General features: G+C 49.9%; 18 protein-coding genes and 1 pseudogene. 18 read left to right on the top strand and 1 reads right to left on the bottom strand.

Annotated features, from left to right (window positions below; all coding sequences use genetic code 11):
* The first annotated feature begins 280 nt into the window (after nt 1–280).
* The 4 genes and pseudogenes from PCO85_19455 to cra all read left to right on the top strand — a co-directional run bounded on the left by PCO85_19455 (nt 281) and on the right by cra (nt 4,454).
* A pseudogene (locus tag PCO85_19455) lies at nt 281–727 on the top strand (hypothetical protein).
* A 307-nt stretch (nt 728–1,034) separates the two neighbouring features.
* Complete coding sequence (ilvI, locus tag PCO85_19450; GenBank protein ID WJV53313.1) at nt 1,035–2,756, top strand: acetolactate synthase 3 large subunit; 1,722 nt, start codon at nt 1,035–1,037, stop codon at nt 2,754–2,756.
* 2 nt (nt 2,757–2,758) lie between these two features.
* Nucleotides 2,759–3,250, top strand: a complete 492-nt coding sequence (gene ilvN, locus PCO85_19445) for an acetolactate synthase small subunit (GenBank protein WJV56146.1) — start codon at nt 2,759–2,761, stop codon at nt 3,248–3,250.
* 199 nt (nt 3,251–3,449) lie between these two features.
* Nucleotides 3,450–4,454, top strand: coding sequence for a catabolite repressor/activator (cra, locus tag PCO85_19440; protein WJV53312.1), 1,005 nt, complete (start codon nt 3,450–3,452; stop codon nt 4,452–4,454).
* Between the two features lie 112 nt (nt 4,455–4,566).
* On the opposite strand, the gene PCO85_19435 is transcribed toward cra, so the two are convergent.
* Nucleotides 4,567–5,028 (bottom strand): L-alanine exporter AlaE, encoded by a 462-nt coding sequence (locus PCO85_19435; GenBank protein ID WJV53311.1) that lies wholly within the window; start codon nt 5,026–5,028, stop codon nt 4,567–4,569.
* 868 nt (nt 5,029–5,896) lie between these two features.
* On the opposite strand from PCO85_19435, the gene mraZ reads away from it, so the two are divergent.
* The 14 genes from mraZ to ftsA are packed head-to-tail and all read left to right on the top strand — an operon-like array spanning nt 5,897 to nt 21,473.
* Nucleotides 5,897–6,355: a division/cell wall cluster transcriptional repressor MraZ gene (gene mraZ, locus PCO85_19430; protein ID WJV53310.1), complete on the top strand. Its 459-nt coding sequence runs from the start codon at nt 5,897–5,899 to the stop codon at nt 6,353–6,355.
* Nucleotides 6,356–6,357: 2 nt separating this feature from the next.
* Nucleotides 6,358–7,299: a 16S rRNA (cytosine(1402)-N(4))-methyltransferase RsmH gene (gene rsmH / locus PCO85_19425; GenBank protein WJV53309.1), complete on the top strand. Its 942-nt coding sequence runs from the start codon at nt 6,358–6,360 to the stop codon at nt 7,297–7,299.
* Nucleotides 7,296–7,616, top strand: a complete 321-nt coding sequence (ftsL, locus tag PCO85_19420; GenBank protein WJV53308.1) for a cell division protein FtsL — start codon at nt 7,296–7,298, stop codon at nt 7,614–7,616. Before rsmH ends, ftsL begins: the two co-directional genes overlap by 4 nt.
* Before the next feature lie 21 nt (nt 7,617–7,637).
* The gene (locus PCO85_19415; GenBank protein ID WJV53307.1) at nt 7,638–9,401 is read left to right on the top strand and encodes a peptidoglycan glycosyltransferase FtsI; all 1,764 of its coding nucleotides are present in this window, start codon (nt 7,638–7,640) and stop codon (nt 9,399–9,401) included.
* Nucleotides 9,388–10,875 carry a UDP-N-acetylmuramoyl-L-alanyl-D-glutamate--2,6-diaminopimelate ligase gene (murE, locus tag PCO85_19410; GenBank protein ID WJV53306.1) on the top strand — a complete coding sequence of 496 codons (1,488 nt, stop codon included), beginning with the start codon at nt 9,388–9,390 and terminating at the stop codon, nt 10,873–10,875. The genes PCO85_19415 and murE overlap by 14 nt, the downstream gene beginning before the upstream one ends.
* On the top strand, nt 10,872–12,233 hold the full coding sequence (gene murF, locus PCO85_19405) for a UDP-N-acetylmuramoyl-tripeptide--D-alanyl-D-alanine ligase (protein WJV53305.1): 1,362 nt from the start codon (nt 10,872–10,874) through the stop codon (nt 12,231–12,233). Before murE ends, murF begins: the two co-directional genes overlap by 4 nt.
* A complete protein-coding gene (gene mraY, locus PCO85_19400) occupies nt 12,227–13,309 on the top strand; it encodes a phospho-N-acetylmuramoyl-pentapeptide-transferase (GenBank protein WJV53304.1) in 1,083 nt (360 codons plus the stop codon). Before murF ends, mraY begins: the two co-directional genes overlap by 7 nt.
* 3 nt (nt 13,310–13,312) lie before the next feature.
* Nucleotides 13,313–14,626 (top strand): UDP-N-acetylmuramoyl-L-alanine--D-glutamate ligase, encoded by a 1,314-nt coding sequence (gene murD / locus PCO85_19395; GenBank protein WJV53303.1) that lies wholly within the window; start codon nt 13,313–13,315, stop codon nt 14,624–14,626.
* Complete coding sequence (ftsW, locus tag PCO85_19390) at nt 14,626–15,828, top strand: cell division protein FtsW (GenBank protein ID WJV53302.1); 1,203 nt, start codon at nt 14,626–14,628, stop codon at nt 15,826–15,828. The genes murD and ftsW overlap by 1 nt, the downstream gene beginning before the upstream one ends.
* Nucleotides 15,825–16,916, top strand: coding sequence for an undecaprenyldiphospho-muramoylpentapeptide beta-N-acetylglucosaminyltransferase (gene murG, locus PCO85_19385; protein ID WJV53301.1), 1,092 nt, complete (start codon nt 15,825–15,827; stop codon nt 16,914–16,916). Before ftsW ends, murG begins: the two co-directional genes overlap by 4 nt.
* Before the next feature lie 56 nt (nt 16,917–16,972).
* On the top strand, nt 16,973–18,433 hold the full coding sequence (murC, locus tag PCO85_19380; protein WJV53300.1) for a UDP-N-acetylmuramate--L-alanine ligase: 1,461 nt from the start codon (nt 16,973–16,975) through the stop codon (nt 18,431–18,433).
* A 7-nt stretch (nt 18,434–18,440) separates the two neighbouring features.
* Complete coding sequence (locus PCO85_19375) at nt 18,441–19,361, top strand: D-alanine--D-alanine ligase (GenBank protein WJV53299.1); 921 nt, start codon at nt 18,441–18,443, stop codon at nt 19,359–19,361.
* Nucleotide 19,362: 1 nt separating this feature from the next.
* Nucleotides 19,363–20,220 carry a cell division protein FtsQ gene (gene ftsQ / locus PCO85_19370; protein ID WJV56145.1) on the top strand — a complete coding sequence of 286 codons (858 nt, stop codon included), beginning with the start codon at nt 19,363–19,365 and terminating at the stop codon, nt 20,218–20,220.
* On the top strand, nt 20,217–21,473 hold the full coding sequence (ftsA, locus tag PCO85_19365) for a cell division protein FtsA (GenBank protein WJV53298.1): 1,257 nt from the start codon (nt 20,217–20,219) through the stop codon (nt 21,471–21,473). The genes ftsQ and ftsA overlap by 4 nt, the downstream gene beginning before the upstream one ends.
* Nucleotides 21,474–21,501: the final 28 nt, after the last annotated feature.

Here is a 21,501-nt window from a genome sequence, read left to right as displayed (position 1 = left end):
GTTATACATACTGATGTCATCCGAGTAATTTAATAAATCTCAATGTTGCTTTATTGGTACTTGATTCCCCAGATTATGTCAACCTCTGATTTTTCCCACCAGTTAAACAATGCGCGGCTTGCTGCCTCTCACTTGGTGTGTCGGCAGTGAAAAGATCTTTGAACCGTATAAGTTGCACGATAGATTGCGGATAAATCACGTAACCTGTCTGTTGTGTTTTCAGGTGTACGCATCCATGAATAACTACCATTTACACCTTGTTCATCGTATCTAACATCCCAATCAGGTGCGTCAGGCAATGAATGATGTGAAACCCACTGCCATGTGTGCGGTGTCGCGTTGCTATGAAAAGGTTTACAGCGGGATTCATGAACAGGTAGTGCAAGCTCCTTGGTATCGTCGAGTTTTATTTCTCCGGGTGATGGTTCAAGGCCGGCAGGTATTTTTACGGCAGCAGCGTGGAAAACGGCCCGGTATCTGGCGTAATCTGATGTATCGTTATGCTGATCGACTGGAGTTGCTGCGCCACACTCATATGCTGGACATGTTTAATCAGCGGCTGCAGGAGATACAGAAAGAGTTTGCTCATTTTGAGCAGGTAAAAAAATTCACGCTTTTTTCGGCACCGTTTTCCATGAAACAAGGAGCGTTGACACTTACGCTAAAACTCCGCCGCAAAGTGATACAACAGCGATATCAACTGGAAATTGATGCAATGTACGTCTAGGTTCAGTGAGATCGGCGGCAATAACACCGATTAGTTATTGTTTTTTTGTCAAAATTTCACGCTGTAATTAGCGACCATTGCAGGATATTTTTAGATTCGATGGGGACTCCATAGCGTTTTATCTCAATGGATAATCTTTTAACAGTTTATTTACCAGAATACCTCTATCTACAGGTGTTACTTGCGGTTTGCCTGCACCATAATCTGGCGTTATGTTGACGAGTTATATCTAAAAAAATAACGTGAGCGTGGGGAATTTCCCCGCCATACGGAAGCGATTCGCTATTTGAACAAAAGAGGCAAACCCATGGAGATGTTGTCAGGCGCCGAGATGGTGGTCCGATCGTTGATCGATCAGGGCGTAAAACATGTGTTTGGCTATCCGGGCGGAGCAGTGCTGGATATCTACGACGCTTTGCATACGGTTGGTGGAATCGAGCATATTCTGGTGCGCCATGAGCAAGGCGCGGTACATATGGCTGATGGTTATGCTCGAGCTACCGGAAGAGTAGGGGTGGTGCTGGTGACATCAGGACCGGGAGCAACCAATGCGATTACCGGTATTGCCACAGCTTACATGGATTCTATCCCTTTGGTGGTGATTTCGGGTCAGGTGGCGACGTCACTGATTGGTTATGATGCCTTTCAGGAATGCGACATGGTAGGCATTTCTCGCCCGGTGGTGAAGCATAGTTATCTGGTCAAGCAGGCGGAGGATATTCCCACCACGCTGAAAAAGGCGTTTTATCTGGCGTCCAGTGGACGTCCAGGTCCGGTGGTGGTGGATTTGCCGAAAGATATCATGAATCTGGCGAATAAATTGCCTTATGCCTATCCGGACCATGTCAGCATGCGTTCTTATAATCCCACGGTGCAAGGGCATAAAGGCCAGATCAAGCGGGCCCTGAATACGCTGCTGGCAGCAGAAAGACCGGTGGTTTATAGCGGTGGTGGGGTGATTAACGCGGGTTGTCATCAGGAACTGCGTGAACTGGCCGAGAAGCTGAATCTGCCTGTAGCACAGTCTTTGATGGGATTGGGCGGTTTCCCGGGAACACATCGTCAGAGTTTGGGGATGTTAGGGATGCACGGTACCTATGAAGCAAACATGGCGATGCATAACGCCGATGTGATTTTTGCTGTCGGTGTGCGTTTTGACGACCGTACCACCAATAATCTGTCCAAATATTGTCCGAATGCCACCATATTGCATATTGATATCGACCCGGCTTCTATTTCAAAAACAGTCAACGCTGACATTCCTATTGTGGGTGATGCCAAGCAGGTGCTGAGTCTGATGTTGACGTTACTGGGACAGGATCGTGCTGCACAGCAAGGGGGTGATGCTCTGCGCGACTGGTGGCAGAGCATTGAGCAGTGGCGCGCCCGTCACTGCCTGAAGTACATCGAGAGTAGTGATACTATTAAACCTCAGGCGGTGATCGAAACGGTGTATCGCCTGACTGAAGGTAAGGCTTATGTGGCGTCCGACGTAGGGCAGCATCAGATGTTCGCCGCATTGTATTATCCGTTTGATTTGCCGCGCCACTGGGTCAATTCGGGTGGACTGGGTACCATGGGGTTTGGTTTGCCTGCCGCACTGGGGATTAAGCTGGCGTTGCCGGAAGAAACCGTTATCTGTATCACTGGCGACGGCAGCATCCAGATGAACATTCAGGAGCTTTCCACCGCGCTGCAATATGATCTACCGGTGGTGGTGGTTAATCTGAACAACCGTTTCCTGGGTATGGTGAAGCAGTGGCAGGATATGATTTATTCTGGACGTCATTCCAGCTCTTACATGGAGTCTCTGCCTGATTTCGTCAAGTTGGCGGAAGCCTACGGGCATGTTGGTATCGCCATTGATACGATTGAGGAGCTGGAACCTAAGCTGAAAGAGGCGTTGGCACATAAGAACCGGCTGGTATTTGTTGATGTCAGAGTGGATAGCAATGAGCATGTCTATCCCATGCAGATCCGTGGCGGCGGAATGGACGAAATGTGGTTAAGCAAAACGGAGAGAACCTGATGATGCGTCGGATTTTATCAGTATTACTGGAGAATGAATCGGGTGCTTTGTCGCGCGTTATCGGACTGTTTTCCCAGCGGGGCTACAATATTGAAAGCTTGACGGTGGCGCCTACTGACGATCCCACACTATCCCGCATGACTATTCAGACCGTGGGGGATGAGAAAGTGCTGGAACAGATTGAAAAGCAGCTGCATAAGCTGGTGGATGTCTTGCGCGTCAATGAATTAGGACAAGGGGCTCATGTTGAACGTGAACTCATGTTGGTGAAACTCCAGGCGACTGGTTACGGTCGTGAGGAAGTGAAACGCAGTACGGAAATTTTCCGTGGTCAAATTGTGGATGTGACTTCCTCTCTTTATACTGTGCAACTGGCAGGTACCAGCGATAAGCTGGACGCTTTCCTGCATGCGGTACGTGAAGTCGCAGACATTGTCGAGGTGGCGCGCTCTGGTGTTGTTGGCGTGTCGCGTGGTGATAAGATCATGCGTTAATACGCCAGATAATATACTGATAGGTAGCAAGGGCCCGATAATAATATCGGGCCTATTAATATCATTTCTCTTCGTCTTATAGATGATAAAAACGGTTGCCCGCCAGTAGATTCTGCGGTTAGATCGGCACGATAACCTTGGTTAATCTATGGTTATCACTCTATTTTTATTTTTTATCCGACTTAATTAAGGGGTTACCGTGAAACTGGATGAAATCGCGCGTCTTGCGGGTGTTTCACGCACTACTGCCAGTTATGTGATCAACGGTAAGGCAAAACAGTATCGCGTTAGCGATAAGACCGTAGAAAAAGTCATGGCGGTGGTAAGAGAACACAATTATCATCCTAACGCTGTCGCCGCTGGTCTGCGTGCCGGGCGTACCCGTTCAATTGGATTGGTGATTCCCGATCTGGAAAATACCAGTTATACGAAGATTGCCAATTATCTGGAGCGTCAGGCCCGTCAGCGTGGTTACCAGCTGTTGATTGCCTGTTCTGAAGATCAGCCTGATAATGAAATGCGTTGTATTGAGCATCTGTTACAGCGCCAGGTTGATGCCATTATCGTTTCCACGGCATTACCGCCGGAACATCCTTTCTATCAACGTTGGGCAAACAATAGTTTGCCTATTATTGCGCTGGATCGTGCTCTGGATAGAGAACATTTCACCAGTGTGGTCGGTGCGGATATGGAAGACTCGGAAATGTTGGCTCAAGAGCTGCGCAAGATTCCGGCTAATAGCATCATGTATTTGGGCGCGTTGCCGGAACTATCCGTCAGTTTCCTGCGTGAACAAGGATTCCGTCAAGCTTGGGCTGATGATCCGCGTCAGGTGGACTATCTCTATGCCAACAGTTATGAGCGAAGTGCCGCCGCCGCTGTGTTTGCACAGTATTTACAGGATCATCCTATGCCGGAGGCCCTGTTCACAACCTCTTTCCCATTGTTGCAGGGCGTAATGGATGTGACGTTGAAGAAGAGCGGTCGGCTGCCAACTCATCTGGCGATCGCTACCTTTGGTGATAATGAGTTACTGGATTTTCTTGAATGCCCGGTACTGGCTGTGGCTCAGCGACACCGTGAGGTTGCCGAACGTGTACTGGAACTGGTTCTTGCCAGCCTGGATGAACCACATAAGCCTAAACCGGGATTGAACCGGATTCGCCGTAATCTCTATCGCCGTGGTTCTCTGAGTCGGGGTTAATATTTTCTATTAACATCAGGTGCCATAATTATTTTCACTATGGCACCTGTTAAGAAAGTTCTCATTTTCTCGATGTCATCTTTTATTCCAGTGAGTGGTTATCACGAAATAATCAATGGCTGACAATCTGCCTTTGATTGGCGCCCTTTACCCGGAAAAGATGTCTGCAATATTCCAAAAAATAACCATATGCGACGCCCATAACCATAGATATCAGCGCATTACTGGTTACGGCTGTCATTATTTGAGCAGGATCTGCACCTATCGACCATAGAACGGCAATATAAACGGGAGATTGAAAACTCACATAGGCAAACAGGTCGGCCAGATTCTGCATCCATCGATGGTGAGAGCCGAATTTCATCACCAAAAGCAAAATTCGATCGCGGTATATACCATATGGCCAGGCAACGAAAATATTCACTGGAATGGAAAGTAATCGAGAGGAAAGAGATTGCTGGAATGTCATACCTGAAAGCAGGATTTCAATGGCCATGCCGGTGATAAAGCAATAAACCACCATTGCAAAGGTATCCGCAAGTGCATTGCGCCATCGTGAAGTAGGGGAAAGCATACGGATAAAGCTCCAGTGTTGATATAGAGATATAATCAGGATTGTGCTTGTTATTTGGTTTTTTATTTTGCAATATTGCTTTTTGTGCAGTTTACATCACTGTTTATAAATAAATAAGTAGCTTAAAATTTTTATTTACATCTGTTTTTTCTATATTCTCGTTACTTTATTAGTTCAAATTTGAATTTTCATTTGATTATCGCTTGGAAAGCATAAAAATATAGATAAAACATTGGGTTGTGTTTTCATGGGGCAGAATTGGCTTATGTTGAGTGTTTGTAAATGATGGTGGCGTGGAAGTAATAGCGAAAACAATTCACTGGCAGGGGAATAAGCACTGTAAATATAAACAGTTATTCAGCGTATTTTTGCAAAAAAAAACAAATTTTTATTTTTTTGAGAATCCATAACGCCAATTAAAGTGAAAAATTACGTTAACCACGTCAAAAAAATGGGATGTAGTCAAAAATAAATGTTAATAAAATGTTAATTTCAACCTAAACAAGAAACCATTAGTGCAAAAATGCTGAAAAATCAGTCATGAATTACTATTCGGGTTATTCCGATAATATAAACATTACGTATCTATATGTGACAATGAAAATAATATTTTGTGGAATAAAAAACGCTATATTTTCACGTCGAATTTTTTGAGTCATTAATTTTCCTTAAATTATCACAGTCTTAATCTTCATTAATCCATTTTGATGTTTTTTAAACAGTCGTTTCCCTTCCGAATTGCGCCGGAAATAATTACCGGACGCGTCGTCACTCGCTTGACAAGCTTTTAATACCCTCCGTAAACTCTAATTAGTGGGATTTTGTGGGGCAAAGTGGTAAAAATGACCATTAAGGATTAAACGCAGTCATGTTTCGTGGGGCGACGCTGGTTAATCTCGACAGTAAAGGGCGGCTTGCCGTACCAACCCGTTATCGGGAAGTACTGAACGAGGAAGCTCAAGGTCAAATGGTTTGTACCATTGATCTTCATCAGCCCTGCCTGCTGCTTTACCTGTTACCTGAATGGGAAATTATTGAACAAAAGCTTTCTCGTTTATCGAGTATGAATCCCGCCGAACGTCGTGTTCAGCGTTTGTTGTTGGGGCATGCCAGTGAGTGTCAGATGGATAATGCCGGACGTTTATTGTTAGCGTCCACGTTGCGGCAACATGCGGGACTTACAAAAGAAGTGATGCTGGTTGGCCAGTTCAATAAGTTTGAACTGTGGGATGAACAGACCTGGTATCAACAAGTCAAGGAAGATATAGACGCTGAACAAACAACTCAGGAACCGTTATCTGAGCGGTTACAGGACTTATCACTATAGTCATGGTAGAAAATTATAAGCATACCACCGTCCTGTTAGATGAGGCCGTTAATGGCCTGAAGATCCGTAGTAACGGCATTTATATTGACGGTACCTTTGGTCGCGGTGGTCATTCCCGCCTTATTCTGTCCCATCTTGGGCCAGACGGTCGTCTGCTGGCGATCGATCGTGACCCACAGGCGATTGTAGCTGCCAACGCGATTGATGATACGCGTTTTTCTATTATCCACGGGCCTTTTTCTGAATTGGCTGATTACGTGCAGGAACGTGAGCTGACGGGGAAAATCGACGGAATATTGCTCGATTTAGGTGTCTCATCGCCGCAGCTGGACGATCCAGAGCGTGGTTTTTCGTTTATGCGTGATGGACCGCTGGATATGCGAATGGATCCCACTCGTGGTATCTCCGCCGCCGAATGGCTGATGAAGGCTGAAGCCGAAGACATTGTCTGGGTATTAAAAACGTTTGGTGAGGAGCGTTTTGCCAAGCGCATTGCACGAGCCATTGTCGAGCGCAACAAGATCTCTCCGCTGACGCGAACTAAAGAGTTGGCTGAACTGATCGCTGCAGCCAGTCCGGTTCGTGAGAAGCATAAACATCCAGCTACGCGTTCGTTCCAGGCCATCCGTATTTATATCAATAGTGAGTTGGAAGAGATTGAGCAGGCGTTGGCTGGTGCACTGACTGTGTTGGCTCCTCATGGTCGGCTTTCCGTTATCAGTTTTCATTCCCTGGAAGATCGTATTGTTAAACGTTTTATCCGTCAGCATAGCCGGGGACCACAGGTTCCGGCCGGTTTGCCGTTGACGGAAGATCAGCTACGTAGCCAGGGCGGGCGGACGCTCAAGGTAGCTGGAAAGATGATGCCTTCTGACGCCGAAATTGCGGAAAACCCGCGAGCGCGGAGTTCAGTACTGCGTTTTGCGGAGAGACTGGCGTCATGATGGGCAATGAGCGCCATGGTTTAGTTGGCGTCATCGGTGAAGATTTACTGCGTAATGGCAAGCTTCCTTTGTTGCTATTAATTGCAGTTCTGGTTTCCGCACTACTGGTGGTAACGACTACTCACCGTACTCGCTTACTGACGGCGCAGCGTGAACAGTTATTGTTGGAGCGTGATGCATTAGATATTGAGTGGCGCAATCTGATTCTGGAAGAGAATGTACTGGGTGACCATAGCCGTATTGAGCAGATTGCGACAGAAAAATTACACATGGAGCATGTTGATCCTTCACAGGAAAATATTGTGGTTAAACAATGAACTGATAGGCACCGCTAAATAATGAGAGTAACACGCACAAGAAGGTTAAAACGCCAGGAAGAACATGCCAGCTTTGTTAGCTGGCGTTTTGCATTGATCTGTGCTGGCATTCTTTTGTGCATGGTTGGTCTGATGCTGAGAATAGCCTACCTTCAGGTGATTAATCCCGATCAGTTGGTGCGTGAAGGCGATATGCGTTCCCTGCGTGTACAGGAAATTCCCACTTCTCGCGGTATGATCAGTGATCGGTCCGGGCGTCCGTTGGCGGTGAGTGTGCCTGTCAATGCGGTGTGGGCAGACCCAAAAGATCTTAATGACCACGGTGGGATCACGCAGGATACCCGTTGGAAAGCACTGTCGGATGCGTTGGACATTCCCCTTGACCAGTTAGCGGCGAAAGTGAATGCCAACCCGAATAGTCGTTTTGTTTATCTGGCTCGCCAGGTTAATCCGACAATTGGCGAATATATCCATAAGTTGAAGCTTCCTGGTATTAATCTGCGTCAGGAGTCGCGCCGTTACTATCCTTCCGGACAAGTGACGGCTCATTTGATTGGATTTACCAATATTGATGGTAAAGGCATCGAAGGTGTCGAAAAAAGCTTCGACCGTTGGTTAACAGGCCGGCCGGGAGAGCGTACGGTGCGGAAAGACCGTTTTGGCCGGGTTATTGAAGATGTCTCTTCTGTTGACAGCCAGGCGGCGCACAATCTGATATTGAGCATTGATGAGCGTTTGCAGGCGTTGGTTTACCGGGAATTGAACAATGCAGTGGCGTTTAATAAAGCTGAATCCGGTACGGCGGTATTGGTTGATATCAATACGGGGGAAGTGCTGGCAATGGCAAATAGTCCTTCCTATAACCCAAACAATCTGGCGGGTACACCAAGCAGTGCGATACGTAACCGAGCCATCACCGATATCTTCGAACCGGGTTCAACGGTTAAACCAATGGTCGTGATGACGGCTTTACAACGTAATATCGTCAATGTCGATTCGGTACTAAATACGCTACCTTATTATATTAAAGGCCATGAAATCAGAGATGTAGGCCATTACAAAGAATTATCGTTAACCGGGGTGCTGCAAAAATCCAGTAACGTCGGGGTGTCGCGATTGGCACTGGCCATGCCTGCGTCGGCGTTAGTTGATACTTATTCTCGTTTTGGCATAGGCAAACCGACAAATCTGGGATTGGTGGGGGAAAGCCGCGGGCTTCTCCCAGATAGGCAACGCTGGTCTGACCTTGAACGCGCAACTTTTGCTTTCGGCTATGGACTGATGGTGACACCACTCCAACTGGCACGTGTCTACGCTACCATCGGTAGTTTTGGTATTTACCGCCCTCTATCGATCACCAAAGTCGATCCCCCGGTTCCTGGTGAACGTATTTTCCCTGAAAAAATTGTCCGGACGGTGGTGCACATGATGGAAAGTGTGGCGTTACCCGGTGGTGGAGGTGTCAAGGCGGCGGTGAAAGGCTATCGCATTGCAATTAAAACCGGTACGGCGAAAAAAGTCGGGCCGGATGGGAAATACATCGACAAATATATTGCCTATACCGCCGGTGTTGCGCCTGCCAGTAATCCCCGTTTTGCTCTGGTGGTGGTGATTAACGATCCTCATGCTGGGAAATATTATGGCGGTGCGGTATCTGCGCCGGTGTTCGGCGCCATCATGGGGGGCGTCCTGCGTACCATGAATATTGAGCCGGATGCCTTGCCTGTGGGTGATAAAAACGAATTTGTAATTAACAGAAAAGAGGGTTCAGGTGGCCGATCGTAATTTGCGCGATTTACTGGCTCCGTGGGTGCAGAATGCCCCGGAGCGTGCGCTGCGGGAAATGACATTAGACAGCCGTATTGCGGCTGCCGGGGATCTGTTTGTTGCCATCGTCGGGCATAAAACGGATGGGCGGCACTATATTCCGCAGGCCATTGCGCAAGGGGTATCAGCGATAATCGCTGAGGCCGATGCTAATTCTCCTGATGGTACCTGGCGTGAAATTCATGGTGTACCAGTGATTTATCTGAGTAGCCTTAATCAGCGTTTATCTGCACTGGCGGGGCGTTTTTATCAGCAACCTGCTGAAAAATTAAAGTTGATTGGAGTAACCGGGACTAACGGTAAAACCACCACGACACAGTTACTGGCGCAATGGAGCCAGACATTGGGTGAACACAGTGCAGTGATGGGGACGGTGGGAAACGGGCTATTGGGGCATGTCGTCCCGACGGAAAATACCACTGGGTCTGCGGTAGATGTTCAACAGGTATTAAGTCAACTGGTGGAACAAGGCGCGACGCTGGCGGCTATGGAAGTGTCATCTCACGGTTTGGTGCAATATCGTGTGGCGGCGTTGCCTTTCGCCGCTGCCGTCTTTACCAATTTAAGCCGTGATCATCTGGATTACCACGGTGATATGGCGCATTACGAAGCGGCGAAATGGTCGTTGTTTGCCGACCATCAGGTAGGTCAGGCGATTATCAACGCGGATGATGAAGTCGGACGCCGCTGGCTGAGCCAACTGCCGGATGCGGTCGCCGTTACGATGGAAAACAATCTGGTGCCGGGTTGCCGTGGGCGCTGGTTAAAAGCGACGCGGGTTGATTACCACGACAGTGGTTTCACCGTGCATATTGACTCCAGTTGGGGACAAGGTGCGATCAACAGCCGACTGATGGGCGCGTTTAATGTCAGCAATCTGATACTCGCGTTGGCTACTCTGTTATCGCTGGGGTATCCGTTAGACAAATTGATCAAGACCGGCTCTACGCTACAACCGGTGTGCGGCAGAATGGAAGTTTTTCATATTGACGGCAAACCGACGGTTGTTGTCGATTATGCACATACACCGGACGCCTTGGAAAAAGCGCTTGAGGCTGCACGGTTACACTGCAAAGGGAAACTATGGTGCGTATTTGGTTGTGGCGGTGATCGGGACAAAGGTAAGCGCCCACTTATGGGGGGGATCGCCGAGCAACTGGCTGATCGGGTTATCGTGACGGACGACAATCCCCGTAGCGAAGAACCACAGGAAATTGTGCTGGAGATTCTCAGCGGATTGATGGATGCCGGCCGTGTTCAGGTGATTGCCGGTCGGGCTGAGGCGGTGACCAGTGCAGTGATGCAGGCGTCGGAAAACGACGTGGTGCTGGTAGCGGGTAAAGGACATGAAGATTATCAGCTAGTAGGAAATCAGCGGCTGGATTATTCGGATCGCATTACAGTCGCCCGTCTGTTGGGGGTCATCGTATGATCAGCGTCTCGTTGCGGAAACTGGCCACGGTACTAGGCGCCGAACTGGTTGGTGAAGATCTGATGATCGACGATGTTTCCACTGACACCCGCAAACTGGTAGCTGGCAGCCTGTTCGTCGCGTTACTGGGTGAAAAATTTGATGCTCATGATTATGCCGACGATGCCGTTAATAATGGCGCGGCAGCATTATTAGTCAGTAAGCGCTTACATATTTCTGTGCCACAACTGATTGTCAACGATACCCGCCTGGCATTAGGCGTGTTGGCGGCCTGGGTTCGTCAGCAGTCTCGTGCCCGTGTCGTGGCATTAACCGGTTCATCGGGAAAAACGTCGGTGAAAGAGATGACCGCCGGGATTCTGCGCCAGTGTGGCAACGTGCTGTATACCGCCGGTAATTTTAACAACGATATCGGCGTGCCACTGACATTGTTACGCCTGACGCCGCAGCATGATTTTGCGGTGATTGAGTTGGGGGCCAACCATATCGGTGAGATTGCCTATACCACGAAGATGGTCCGTCCGGAAAGTGTACTGGTGAATAACATCGCAGCGGCGCATCTGGAAGGTTTTGGTTCTTTGGCTGGAGTGGCGCAGGCGAAAGGTGAGATTTTCAATGGTCTGTCCGAACACGGGATCGCCATTATCAATGCGGACAGTAATGATTGGCCGCACTGGCAAGCGCTGTTAACGGATAAAACTGTGTGGAGCTTTTCGCCGCAGGCCGATGGCGATATCGATTTTTTTGCCAGCGATATTGTGGTTAGCGGTCAGTGCACATCGTTCACGTTACATAGTCCGCATGGACAGATCGCCATAACGTTGCCCTTATCAGGCCAGCACAATATCGCCAATGCATTGGCGGCCGCGGCATTAGCTATGTCGGTGGGTGCTTCGCCGGAAGCGGTTAAGGCCGGTTTGGCCCAATTGCAGGCGGTACCAGGAAGATTATTTCCAATTGAGCTGGCGGACGGGAAATTACTGCTGGATGACAGCTATAACGCCAATGTCGGATCGATGATTGCTGCCGTGCAGACGCTGGCTGAAATGCCGGGATATCGAGTCATGGTGGTCGGCGATATGGCGGAATTAGGCGCGGATGCTCCAGCGTGTCATCGTCAGGTCGGAGAAGCCGCCTGTCTTGCCGGGATTGATAAAGTGCTGAGTGTAGGAACCTTGAGTGAATTGATCAGCCAGTCCAGCGGACAAGGTGAACATTTTCATGACAAACCGGCACTGATTGTCCGGTTGCTGGCTTTAGTTACAGAACATAAAACGATTACCATTTTGGTTAAAGGTTCACGCAGTGCTGCAATGGAGCAAGTAGTGCGCGCATTAAAGGAGAATGCAACATGTTAGTCTGGCTGGCCGAGCATTTGGTCAAATTCTATTCCGGCTTTAACGTCTTTTCCTATCTGACGTTTCGAGCCATTGTCAGCCTGCTGACTGCATTAATTATTTCGCTCTGGATGGGGCCGCACCTGATTGCCTGGCTGCAACGTTTACAGATTGGTCAGGTTGTACGTAACGAAGGACCGGAGTCCCATTTCAGCAAACGTGGAACACCGACTATGGGGGGCGTGATGATTCTGGCCTCCATCATTATTTCAGTATTGATGTGGGTCAATCTGTCCAATCCTTATGTCTGGTGCGTACTGCTGGTTTTGGTGGGTTATGGCATCGTCGGTTTTGTGGATGACTATCGTAAAGTTGTGCGTAAAGACTCCAAGGGGTTGATTGCCCGTTGGAAATACTTCTGGCAGTCGCTGCTGGCGCTGGCGGTGGCGTTTTCCATGTATGCCATTGGCAAAGGCACGCCAGCTACCCAACTGGTGGTGCCATTTTTTAAAGACATCATGCCGCAACTGGGGTTGATGTATATCGTGTTGGCCTACTTTGTGATTGTAGGCACCAGCAATGCGGTCAACCTGACCGATGGCCTGGATGGCCTGGCGATTATGCCAACGGTGTTTGTAGCGGGGGGATTCGCGCTGGTGGCATGGGCAACTGGGAACATGAATTTCGCCAGTTACCTGCATATTCCCTATATTCGCCATGCCAGCGAATTGGTGGTTGTGTGCACCGCTATTGTCGGTGCCGGATTGGGTTTTCTATGGTTCAACACCTATCCAGCACAGGTTTTCATGGGCGATGTCGGATCTCTGGCTCTGGGGGGCGCGCTGGGCACGATTGCTGTGTTACTGCGTCAGGAATTTTTGCTGCTCATCATGGGCGGTGTCTTTGTGGTTGAGACGCTGTCGGTCATTTTGCAGGTGGGATCGTTTAAGCTTCGCGGTCAGCGTATTTTCCGTATGGCGCCGATTCATCACCATTACGAGCTTAAAGGATGGCCGGAGCCGAGGGTTATTGTCCGGTTCTGGATTATTTCGCTGATGCTGGTGCTTATAGGCCTGGCAACGCTTAAGGTACGGTAAAACATGGACTATCAGGGTAAAAAGGTTGTCATTATCGGGTTAGGCCTGACCGGGCTTTCCTGTGTTGATTTCTTCCTTACGCGCGGGGTGGTACCCCGCGTGGTGGATACCCGTATCAGTCCGCCAGGCCTGGACAAACTGCCGGAACATGTTGAGCGTTATCTGGGAGGGCTGCATGACGATTGGTTAATGAGCGCCGATCTGATTGTCGCCAGCCCCGGTATTGCATTATCTACACCCGTGCTTGGTTCTGCCGCAGAGGCAGGCATTGAAATTGTGGGTGATATCGAACTGTTCTGCCGCGAGGCGCAAGCGCCTATCGTGGCTATCACCGGTTCCAATGGTAAAAGCACTGTTACCACGCTGGTCGGGGATATGGCTCGTACGGCAGGTTGGGCTGTGGGTGTGGGTGGCAATATCGGTGTGCCAGCGTTGCAATTGTTGAAGCAGGAATGCCAATTGTATGTGCTGGAGTTATCGAGCTTCCAACTGGAAACCACCAGTAGTCTGCATGCGGCGGCGGCAACCATTCTGAACGTGACGGAAGATCATACCAACCGCTATCCGTTGGGGTTGCAGCAGTATCGTGCGGCCAAACTCCGTATTTATGAGAATGCCAAAGTCTGTATCGTGAACGCGGATGACGCACTAACGATGCCAATCCGTGGCGCTGATGAGCGATGCCTCAGTTTTGGTGTGGATGTGGGTGATTATCATCTCAACCGTCAGCAGGGGGAGACCTGGTTGCGGGTTAAAGGTGAGCGTGTCATCAACACGCGTGAAATCAAACTGGTCGGACAGCATAATTACACCAATGTTTTGGCCGCACTGGCATTGGCAGATGCAGTCGGCATTCCACGCTCATCAGCCTTGACAGCACTGACCACTTTTACTGGTCTGGCGCACCGTTTTCAACTGGTGCTGGAACGCCGGGGGATTCGCTGGATTAACGATTCGAAAGCGACCAACGTCGGCAGTACGGAAGCCGCATTAAGTGGACTGGTTGTCGATGACACGCTGCATCTGTTGTTAGGCGGGGATGGTAAGTCCGCGGATTTCTCACCACTACTGACATATATCCAGGGTGACAATATCCGTCTTTATTGCTTTGGTCGTGATGGTGGGTTGCTGGCGGCACTGCGGCCTGAGATAGCTGAGCAGACAGAAACGATGGCGCAGGCAATGCATCTGATTGCCGGTCGGGCAAAAGCCGGAGATGTTGTGTTGCTGTCACCTGCCTGCGCCAGTCTTGACCAATTCCGAAGTTTTGAACAGCGCGGAGATGAGTTCGCTCGTCTGGCAGAGGAGCTGGGATAATGAGTATCGTTCGGTTGGCCATATTGGGGCGGCTGAAAAGTTGGGTAATGGGGACGCGTGAAAGCGATAACCTCAGTACCGTACTGTATGACCGGACGTTGGTATGGTTGACGCTGGGGCTGGCGGTGTTGGGGTTTGTCATGGTGACTTCCGCGTCCATGCCGATAGGTCAGCGTCTGGCGAATGATCCATTTTTGTTCGCCAAGCGTGATGCGCTGTACCTGGGGTTGGCTTTTGCTCTATCGCTGATCACTATGCGCATTCCAATGGCGGTATGGCAACGTTACAGCGCCGTGTTTTTACTGATTTCTCTGGCATTGTTGCTGGTGGTTCTGGTGGTCGGCGGGTCGGTGAATGGCGCATCGCGCTGGATTTCGTTTGGGCCTTTACGTATACAGCCGGCCGAACTATCGAAACTGGCGCTGTTTTGCTACCTCTCCAGTTACATGGTGCGCAAGGTTGATGAAGTTCGTAATAATTTCTGGGGCTTTTGTAAACCGATGGGCGTGATGGTGATTCTTTCGGTGTTATTACTGGCCCAGCCCGACTTGGGAACGGTGGTAGTGCTGTTTATCACAACACTGGCCATGCTGTTTCTGGCCGGGGCGAAATTGTGGCAGTTTCTGTCCATTATCGGCTGCGGGATATTTGCTGTTTGCGTGCTGATTGCCGCTGAGCCATATCGTATTCGACGGGTTACTTCGTTCTGGGATCCATGGAATGATCCGTTTGGTAGCGGTTATCAGTTGACACAATCGTTGATGGCATTTGGCCGAGGCGAATTGTGGGGGCAGGGACTGGGAAATTCTATACAGAAACTGGAGTATTTGCCAGAAGCCCATACCGACTTTATTTTCTCGATTTTAGGCGAAGAACTTGGCTATGTTGGTGTGGTATTAGCGTTGTTAATGATATTCTTCGTCGCTTTTCGTGCGATGTCGATTGGCCGACGGGCGCTGGAGATTGATCAACGTTTTTCCGGATTTCTGGCCTGTTCAATCGGTATTTGGTTTAGCTTTCAGGTTCTGGTTAATGTTGGCGCCGCTGCGGGCATGTTGCCGACCAAAGGGTTGACATTGCCGCTGATCAGTTACGGTGGTTCGAGTCTGTTAATCATGTCGACCGCCATCGTACTGTTGCTGCGCATTGATTTTGAAACGCGGCTGACGAAAGCGCAGGCGTTTACGAGGAGTGCCCGATGAGTGGCAAAGGCAAGCGTTTGATGGTGATGGCCGGAGGAACCGGGGGGCATGTTTTCCCTGGATTGGCGGTGGCACATCATTTGATGGCGCAGGGCTGGCAGGTACGTTGGTTAGGAACGGCTGATCGTATGGAAGCGGATTTAGTGCCAAAGCATGGTATCGAGATTGACTTCATCCGTATTTCCGGTCTGCGGGGAAAAGGGCTTAAAGCTCAGCTGTGTGCTCCGCTGCGTATCTTCCGTGCGGTACGCCAGGCTCAGGCGATTATGCGTCGCTACCAGCCAGATGTGGTGCTGGGAATGGGCGGGTATGTGTCTGGTCCCGGCGGTTTGGCCGCGTGGCTGTGCGGCATTCCGGTGGTACTGCATGAACAGAATGGTATTGCAGGGTTAACCAACCGTTGGCTTTCCCGTATTGCCAAAAAAGTGCTTCAGGCTTTTCCTGGCGCATTCCCCGGAGCTGATGTGGTGGGCAATCCAGTTCGTACCGACGTGTTGGCTTTGCCTTTGCCTGCTGAACGCTTATCCGAACGCCGCGGTCCGATCCGGATTCTGGTGATAGGTGGCAGTCAGGGAGCGAGGGTGCTTAACCAAACAATGCCCGGTGTTGCGGCCAGATTGGGTGAGCAGTTCACCATCTGGCATCAGGTAGGTAAAGGTGCGTTGGCAGATGTGCGGGCCGCTTACCTTGAGGCCGGGCAAGAACAGCACAAGATTAGCGAATTTATTGATGATATGGCAGCGGCCTATACCTGGGCGGATGTTGTCGTTTGCCGCGCAGGCGCGCTGACGGTCAGTGAAATCGCAGTGGCAGGATTACCCGCGCTGTTTGTGCCATTTCAGCACAAAGACCGCCAGCAATATTGGAATGCGTTACCGCTTGAGAAAGCCGGAGCGGCCAAAATTATAGAACAGGCACAGTTCAGCGTTGAGACGGTAACTGAAACACTGATGGGATGGGATCGCGTCACTCTGCAAGCCATGGCGCAAAAGGCCAGAACCGTGGCTATTCCCGATGCTACTGAACGGGTTGCGGCGGAAGTGGTTAAGGCGGCAGGCCATCGGGTTGCGGATGCGGCTCATTGTTAATGTTAAAAATAGCCGGATAACTGTCCGGTGCTTAATGTAGGTTGCGATAGAAAAAAGTGAATACACAACAACTGGCGAAACTGCGTTCAATCGTGCCCGAGATGCATCGTGTCCGGCACATCCACTTTGTTGGCATCGGTGGTGCTGGCATGGGTGGTATCGCCGAAGTATTGGCTAATGAAGGGTACCAAATTAGTGGTTCTGATCTGGCACCGAATGCCGTTACTCAACAGTTGAGTGAGTTGGGCGCTCAAATTTATTTCCATCATCGTCCGGAAAATGTGAGCGATGCGAGTGTGGTAGTGGTGTCCAGTGCTATTTCGGCGGACAACCCGGAAATTATCGCAGCTCATGAAGCTCGTATTCCGGTGATTCGTCGGGCTGAAATGCTGGCGGAGTTGATGCGCTTTCGCCACGGTATTGCCATCGCGGGGACGCATGGTAAAACCACCACCACCGCGTTGGTTACCAGTATTTATGCAGAAGCAGGGCTGGATCCTACGTTTGTCAACGGTGGATTGGTGAAAGCGGCGGGTGCTCATGCGCGCCTGGGATCCAGTCGTTACCTGATTGCCGAAGCTGATGAGAGTGATGCCTCATTTTTACACTTGCAGCCAATGGCCGCCATTGTGACGAATATTGAAGCAGACCACATGGACACTTATCAGGGTAATTTTGAGACGCTTAAACAGACGTTTATCAATTTCCTGCATAACCTGCCTTTCTATGGGCATGCCGTGATGTGTTTGGACGACCCGGTTATCCGTGAACTGTTACCGCGGGTGGGGCGCTACATTACTACTTATGGTTTCAGTGATGATGCCGATGTGCGTATCGCCAGTTATCGTCAGGTTGGTGCGCAGGGACATTTTACGCTAGCCCGTCAGGGTAAGCCGTTGCTGGATGTGACGCTGAATGCGCCAGGACGTCACAATGCGCTGAATGCGGCGGCAGCGGTGGCGGTGGCCTCTGAAGAGGGTATCGATGATGACGCGATTTTGCGGGCGCTGGCTCGCTTTCAGGGAACGGGACGCCGGTTCGATTTTCTTGGCGAATTCCCGTTGGCGTTGGTCAACGGTAAAAGTGGTTCGGCCATGTTGGTCGATGATTACGGCCATCACCCAACGGAAGTGGATGCCACGATTAAAGCTGCGCGCGCGGGTTGGCCGGACAAACGGTTGGTGATGATTTTTCAACCACATCGCTACACGCGTACCCGTGATTTGTACGATGATTTTGCCCATGTGCTTTCTCAGGTCGATGTTTTGTTGATGTTGGATGTTTACCCCGCAGGTGAGTCACCGATCCCGGGGGCCGATAGCCGTTCGCTATGCCGTACGATTCGTGGTCGAGGCAGGATTGATCCTATTTTGGTTCCTGATGTGGATGTATTGCCAGAATTATTGTCACATGCGCTGCAGGGTGAGGATTTGGTCTTGGTTCAGGGGGCCGGAAATATCGGCAAGTTGGCACGTAAGCTGGCTGAATCTCAATTACGACCACAAATTAATGAGTGAGGACATCATGACGGAGAAAGTTGCTGTACTGCTTGGTGGAATCTCCGCTGAACGCGAAGTCTCTTTGCTGTCCGGGCAGGCAGTTCTGTCCGGTCTGAAAGAGGCTGGTATTGATGCCTATGCTGTGGATATCCGTGATTTCCCGGTCATTCATTTAAAGGACGAGGGATTTACCAAAGCCTTTATCGCGCTCCATGGGCGCGGTGGTGAAGACGGTACTTTGCAAGGCGTACTGGAATTTTTACAACTGCCCTACACTGGCAGTGGTGTTATGGCCTCGGCACTTACGATGGATAAGCGCCGTACCAAACTGGTTTGGCAGGCATCAGGTTTGCCTGTTTCACCTTATGTGGTCTTGAACCGTCAGCAGTTCCTGCAAATGGATTCGAACCATTTGATACAACAGGTGGCACATTTGGATATGCCGCTGATCGTGAAGCCCAGCCGTGAAGGTTCCAGCGTTGGTATGAGTAAGGTTGAACAGGCTGATGCGTTGCACTCAGCACTGGAAGCGGCCTTTCACCATGATGATGAGGTACTGGTCGAGAAGTGTCTTAGCGGACCGGAATTCACGGTTGGCATTCTGGGCGATGAGGTACTGCCTTCTATACGGATTCAGGCAACAGGCACGTTCTATGACTACGAGGCAAAGTACCTGTCGGATGAGACACAGTATTTCTGCCCGAGTGGCCTGTCTGACGAACAAGAGCATTACCTGGCCTCTCTGGCGATGGATGCATACCAGGCACTTGGTTGCAGTGGCTGGGGACGAGTGGATGTGATGATGGACAGCGATGGCGCGTTTTATTTACTGGAAGTGAATACGTCGCCGGGAATGACCAGCCATAGTCTGGTGCCTATGGCGGCCAAACAGCGTGGCTTCACGTTCTCTCAATTGGTTGCCAGAATTTTGGAATTGGCTGGTTGATATGTCGCAGGCGGCGCTGAACACGCGTGGACATGAGCCAGAATTAAACGGTGCGCGCCGTAGTAATGGTAGTCAACTGGCTGGAATTATTTTCCTGTTGATGGTGGTGGGTACGATTATCTGGGGCAGTTGGATGGTATTGAGCTGGATGAAGGATGCCAGCCATCTGCCATTATCCAGACTGGTGGTGACCGGTGAACGACATTACACCACCAATGATGATATTCGGCAGGCGATTTTATCATTGGGACCGCCAGGCACATTCATGACTCAGGATGTGAATGTTATTCAGCAGCAGATTGAACGTTTGCCTTGGATTAAACAGGTTAGTGTTCGTAAGCAGTGGCCCGATGAATTGAAAATTCATGTGGTTGAATATGTTCCTTTCGCGCGTTGGAATGACCTGCTTATGATTGATAGCGAAGGAAATTCTTTCAGCGTGCCAGCAGAACGTATCGGCAACAAAAAAATGCCGATGCTGTATGGACCGGAAGGCAGTCAGAAAGATGTACTTGAAGGATATCGAGCCGTGAACCAGATATTGGCGGCCGGAAAATTTACGTTGAAAACGGTGACGATGAGTGCACGGCATTCATGGAAAGTGGAACTGGATGATGATGTCCGTCTGGAATTAGGGCGAGATGATAGAACCCGTCGTCTACAACGTTTTATGGAGCTTTATCCGCTGTTACAACGGCAGGCTCAGAGTGAAAATAAGCGTATAGATTATGTGGATTTGCGTTATGACTCTGGTGCAGCAGTAGGTTGGGGTCAGGCGTTTATTGATCAGAAACAAGACATTGATCAGCACAAGAACGGTAATCAGCAACCAAATCAAGCACAGGCTAAAGAGCAATGATCAAGTCGACGGACAGAAAACTGGTAGTTGGGCTGGAAATCGGTACAGCTAAGGTGGCTGCACTGGTGGGAGAGGTTCTGCCTGATGGAATGGTCAATATTATCGGGGTGGGGAGTTGCCCATCACGGGGCATGGATAAAGGTGGCGTCAACGATCTTGAATCGGTGGTTAAGTGCGTACAGCGTGCCATCGATCAGGCGGAGTTGATGGCGGATTGCCAGATCTCATCAGTCTATCTGGCATTATCCGGCAAGCATATCAGCTGTCAGAATGAAATCGGCATGGTGCCGATTTCAGAAGAAGAAGTGACGCCGGAAGACGTGGAAAGTGTCGTACATACCGCTAAATCGGTACGTGTACGTGATGAACACCGCATTTTGCATGTTATCCCACAAGAATATGCCATTGATTATCAGGAAGGGATAAAAAATCCAGTGGGATTATCGGGTGTGCGTATGCAGGCAAAAGTGCACTTGATTACCTGCCACAACGATATGGCAAAGAACATTGTCAAAGCCGTGGAGCGTTGTGGTCTTAAGGTCGATCAGCTTATTTTTGCCGGCCTGGCATCCAGTTATGCGGTGTTGACGGAAGATGAACGTGAGCTTGGTGTCTGTGTGGTGGATATTGGTGGTGGCACTATGGATATGGCGGTCTACACCGGTGGGGCATTGCGTCATACCAAGGTAATTCCTTATGCGGGTAACGTAGTGACCAGTGATATTGCCTATGCGTTTGGGACACCGCCAACAGATGCTGAAGCAATTAAAGTGCGCTATGGCTGCGCTCTCGGTGCTGTTGTCAGTAAAGATGAAAGTGTAGAAGTGCCCAGTGTGGGGGGCCGCCCGCCGCGGAGTTTGCAGCGTCAGACACTGGCCGAGGTGATTGAACCGCGTTACACCGAGTTATTGAATCTGGTAAACGATGAACTTTTACAGTTGCAGGAGCAGTTACGTCAGCAAGGCGTAAAACATCATCTGGCTGCCGGAATCGTGCTGACAGGTGGTGCGGCGCAGATTGACGGTCTGGCAGCATGTGCTCAGCGTGTTTTTCATACGCAAGTGCGCATTGGGCAGCCTTTGAATATTACAGGTTTAACGGATTATGCGCAGGAGCCTTACTACTCTACAGCCGTGGGGTTACTGCATTATGGCAAAGAATCTCATCTCAATGGTGAGCATGAAGTTGAAAAACGCGCCTCAGTGAGTAACTGGTTTAAACGCCTGAACAGCTGGCTGAGAAAAGAATTTTAATGGTTATCAAAAGAGATCTTTTGGCACA

Origin of the sequence: Prodigiosinella aquatilis (genome assembly GCA_030388725.1) — a bacterium.
GTDB classification, from domain to species: domain Bacteria; phylum Pseudomonadota; class Gammaproteobacteria; order Enterobacterales; family Enterobacteriaceae; genus Prodigiosinella; species Prodigiosinella aquatilis.
Note: the sequence above shows the minus strand (reverse complement) of the source record. Positions and strands in the feature narration are given on the sequence as shown.

Excerpts from the sequence above, each read along its gene's own strand:
- ilvI (WJV53313.1), top strand. The coding sequence starts at position 1,035 with ATGGAGATGTTGTCAGGCGCCGAGATGGTGGTCCGATCGTTGATCGAT.
- ilvN (WJV56146.1), top strand. The coding sequence starts at position 2,759 with ATGCGTCGGATTTTATCAGTATTACTGGAGAATGAATCGGGTGCTTTG.
- PCO85_19435 (WJV53311.1), bottom strand. The coding sequence starts at position 5,028 with ATGCTTTCCCCTACTTCACGATGGCGCAATGCACTTGCGGATACCTTT.
- mraZ (WJV53310.1), top strand. The coding sequence starts at position 5,897 with ATGTTTCGTGGGGCGACGCTGGTTAATCTCGACAGTAAAGGGCGGCTT.
- rsmH (WJV53309.1), top strand. The coding sequence starts at position 6,358 with ATGGTAGAAAATTATAAGCATACCACCGTCCTGTTAGATGAGGCCGTT.
- ftsL (WJV53308.1), top strand. The coding sequence starts at position 7,296 with ATGATGGGCAATGAGCGCCATGGTTTAGTTGGCGTCATCGGTGAAGAT.
- PCO85_19415 (WJV53307.1), top strand. The coding sequence starts at position 7,638 with ATGAGAGTAACACGCACAAGAAGGTTAAAACGCCAGGAAGAACATGCC.
- murF (WJV53305.1), top strand. The coding sequence starts at position 10,872 with ATGATCAGCGTCTCGTTGCGGAAACTGGCCACGGTACTAGGCGCCGAA.
- mraY (WJV53304.1), top strand. The coding sequence starts at position 12,227 with ATGTTAGTCTGGCTGGCCGAGCATTTGGTCAAATTCTATTCCGGCTTT.
- murD (WJV53303.1), top strand. The coding sequence starts at position 13,313 with ATGGACTATCAGGGTAAAAAGGTTGTCATTATCGGGTTAGGCCTGACC.
- ftsW (WJV53302.1), top strand. The coding sequence starts at position 14,626 with ATGAGTATCGTTCGGTTGGCCATATTGGGGCGGCTGAAAAGTTGGGTA.
- murG (WJV53301.1), top strand. The coding sequence starts at position 15,825 with ATGAGTGGCAAAGGCAAGCGTTTGATGGTGATGGCCGGAGGAACCGGG.
- PCO85_19375 (WJV53299.1), top strand. The coding sequence starts at position 18,441 with ATGACGGAGAAAGTTGCTGTACTGCTTGGTGGAATCTCCGCTGAACGC.
- ftsQ (WJV56145.1), top strand. The coding sequence starts at position 19,363 with ATGTCGCAGGCGGCGCTGAACACGCGTGGACATGAGCCAGAATTAAAC.
- ftsA (WJV53298.1), top strand. The coding sequence starts at position 20,217 with ATGATCAAGTCGACGGACAGAAAACTGGTAGTTGGGCTGGAAATCGGT.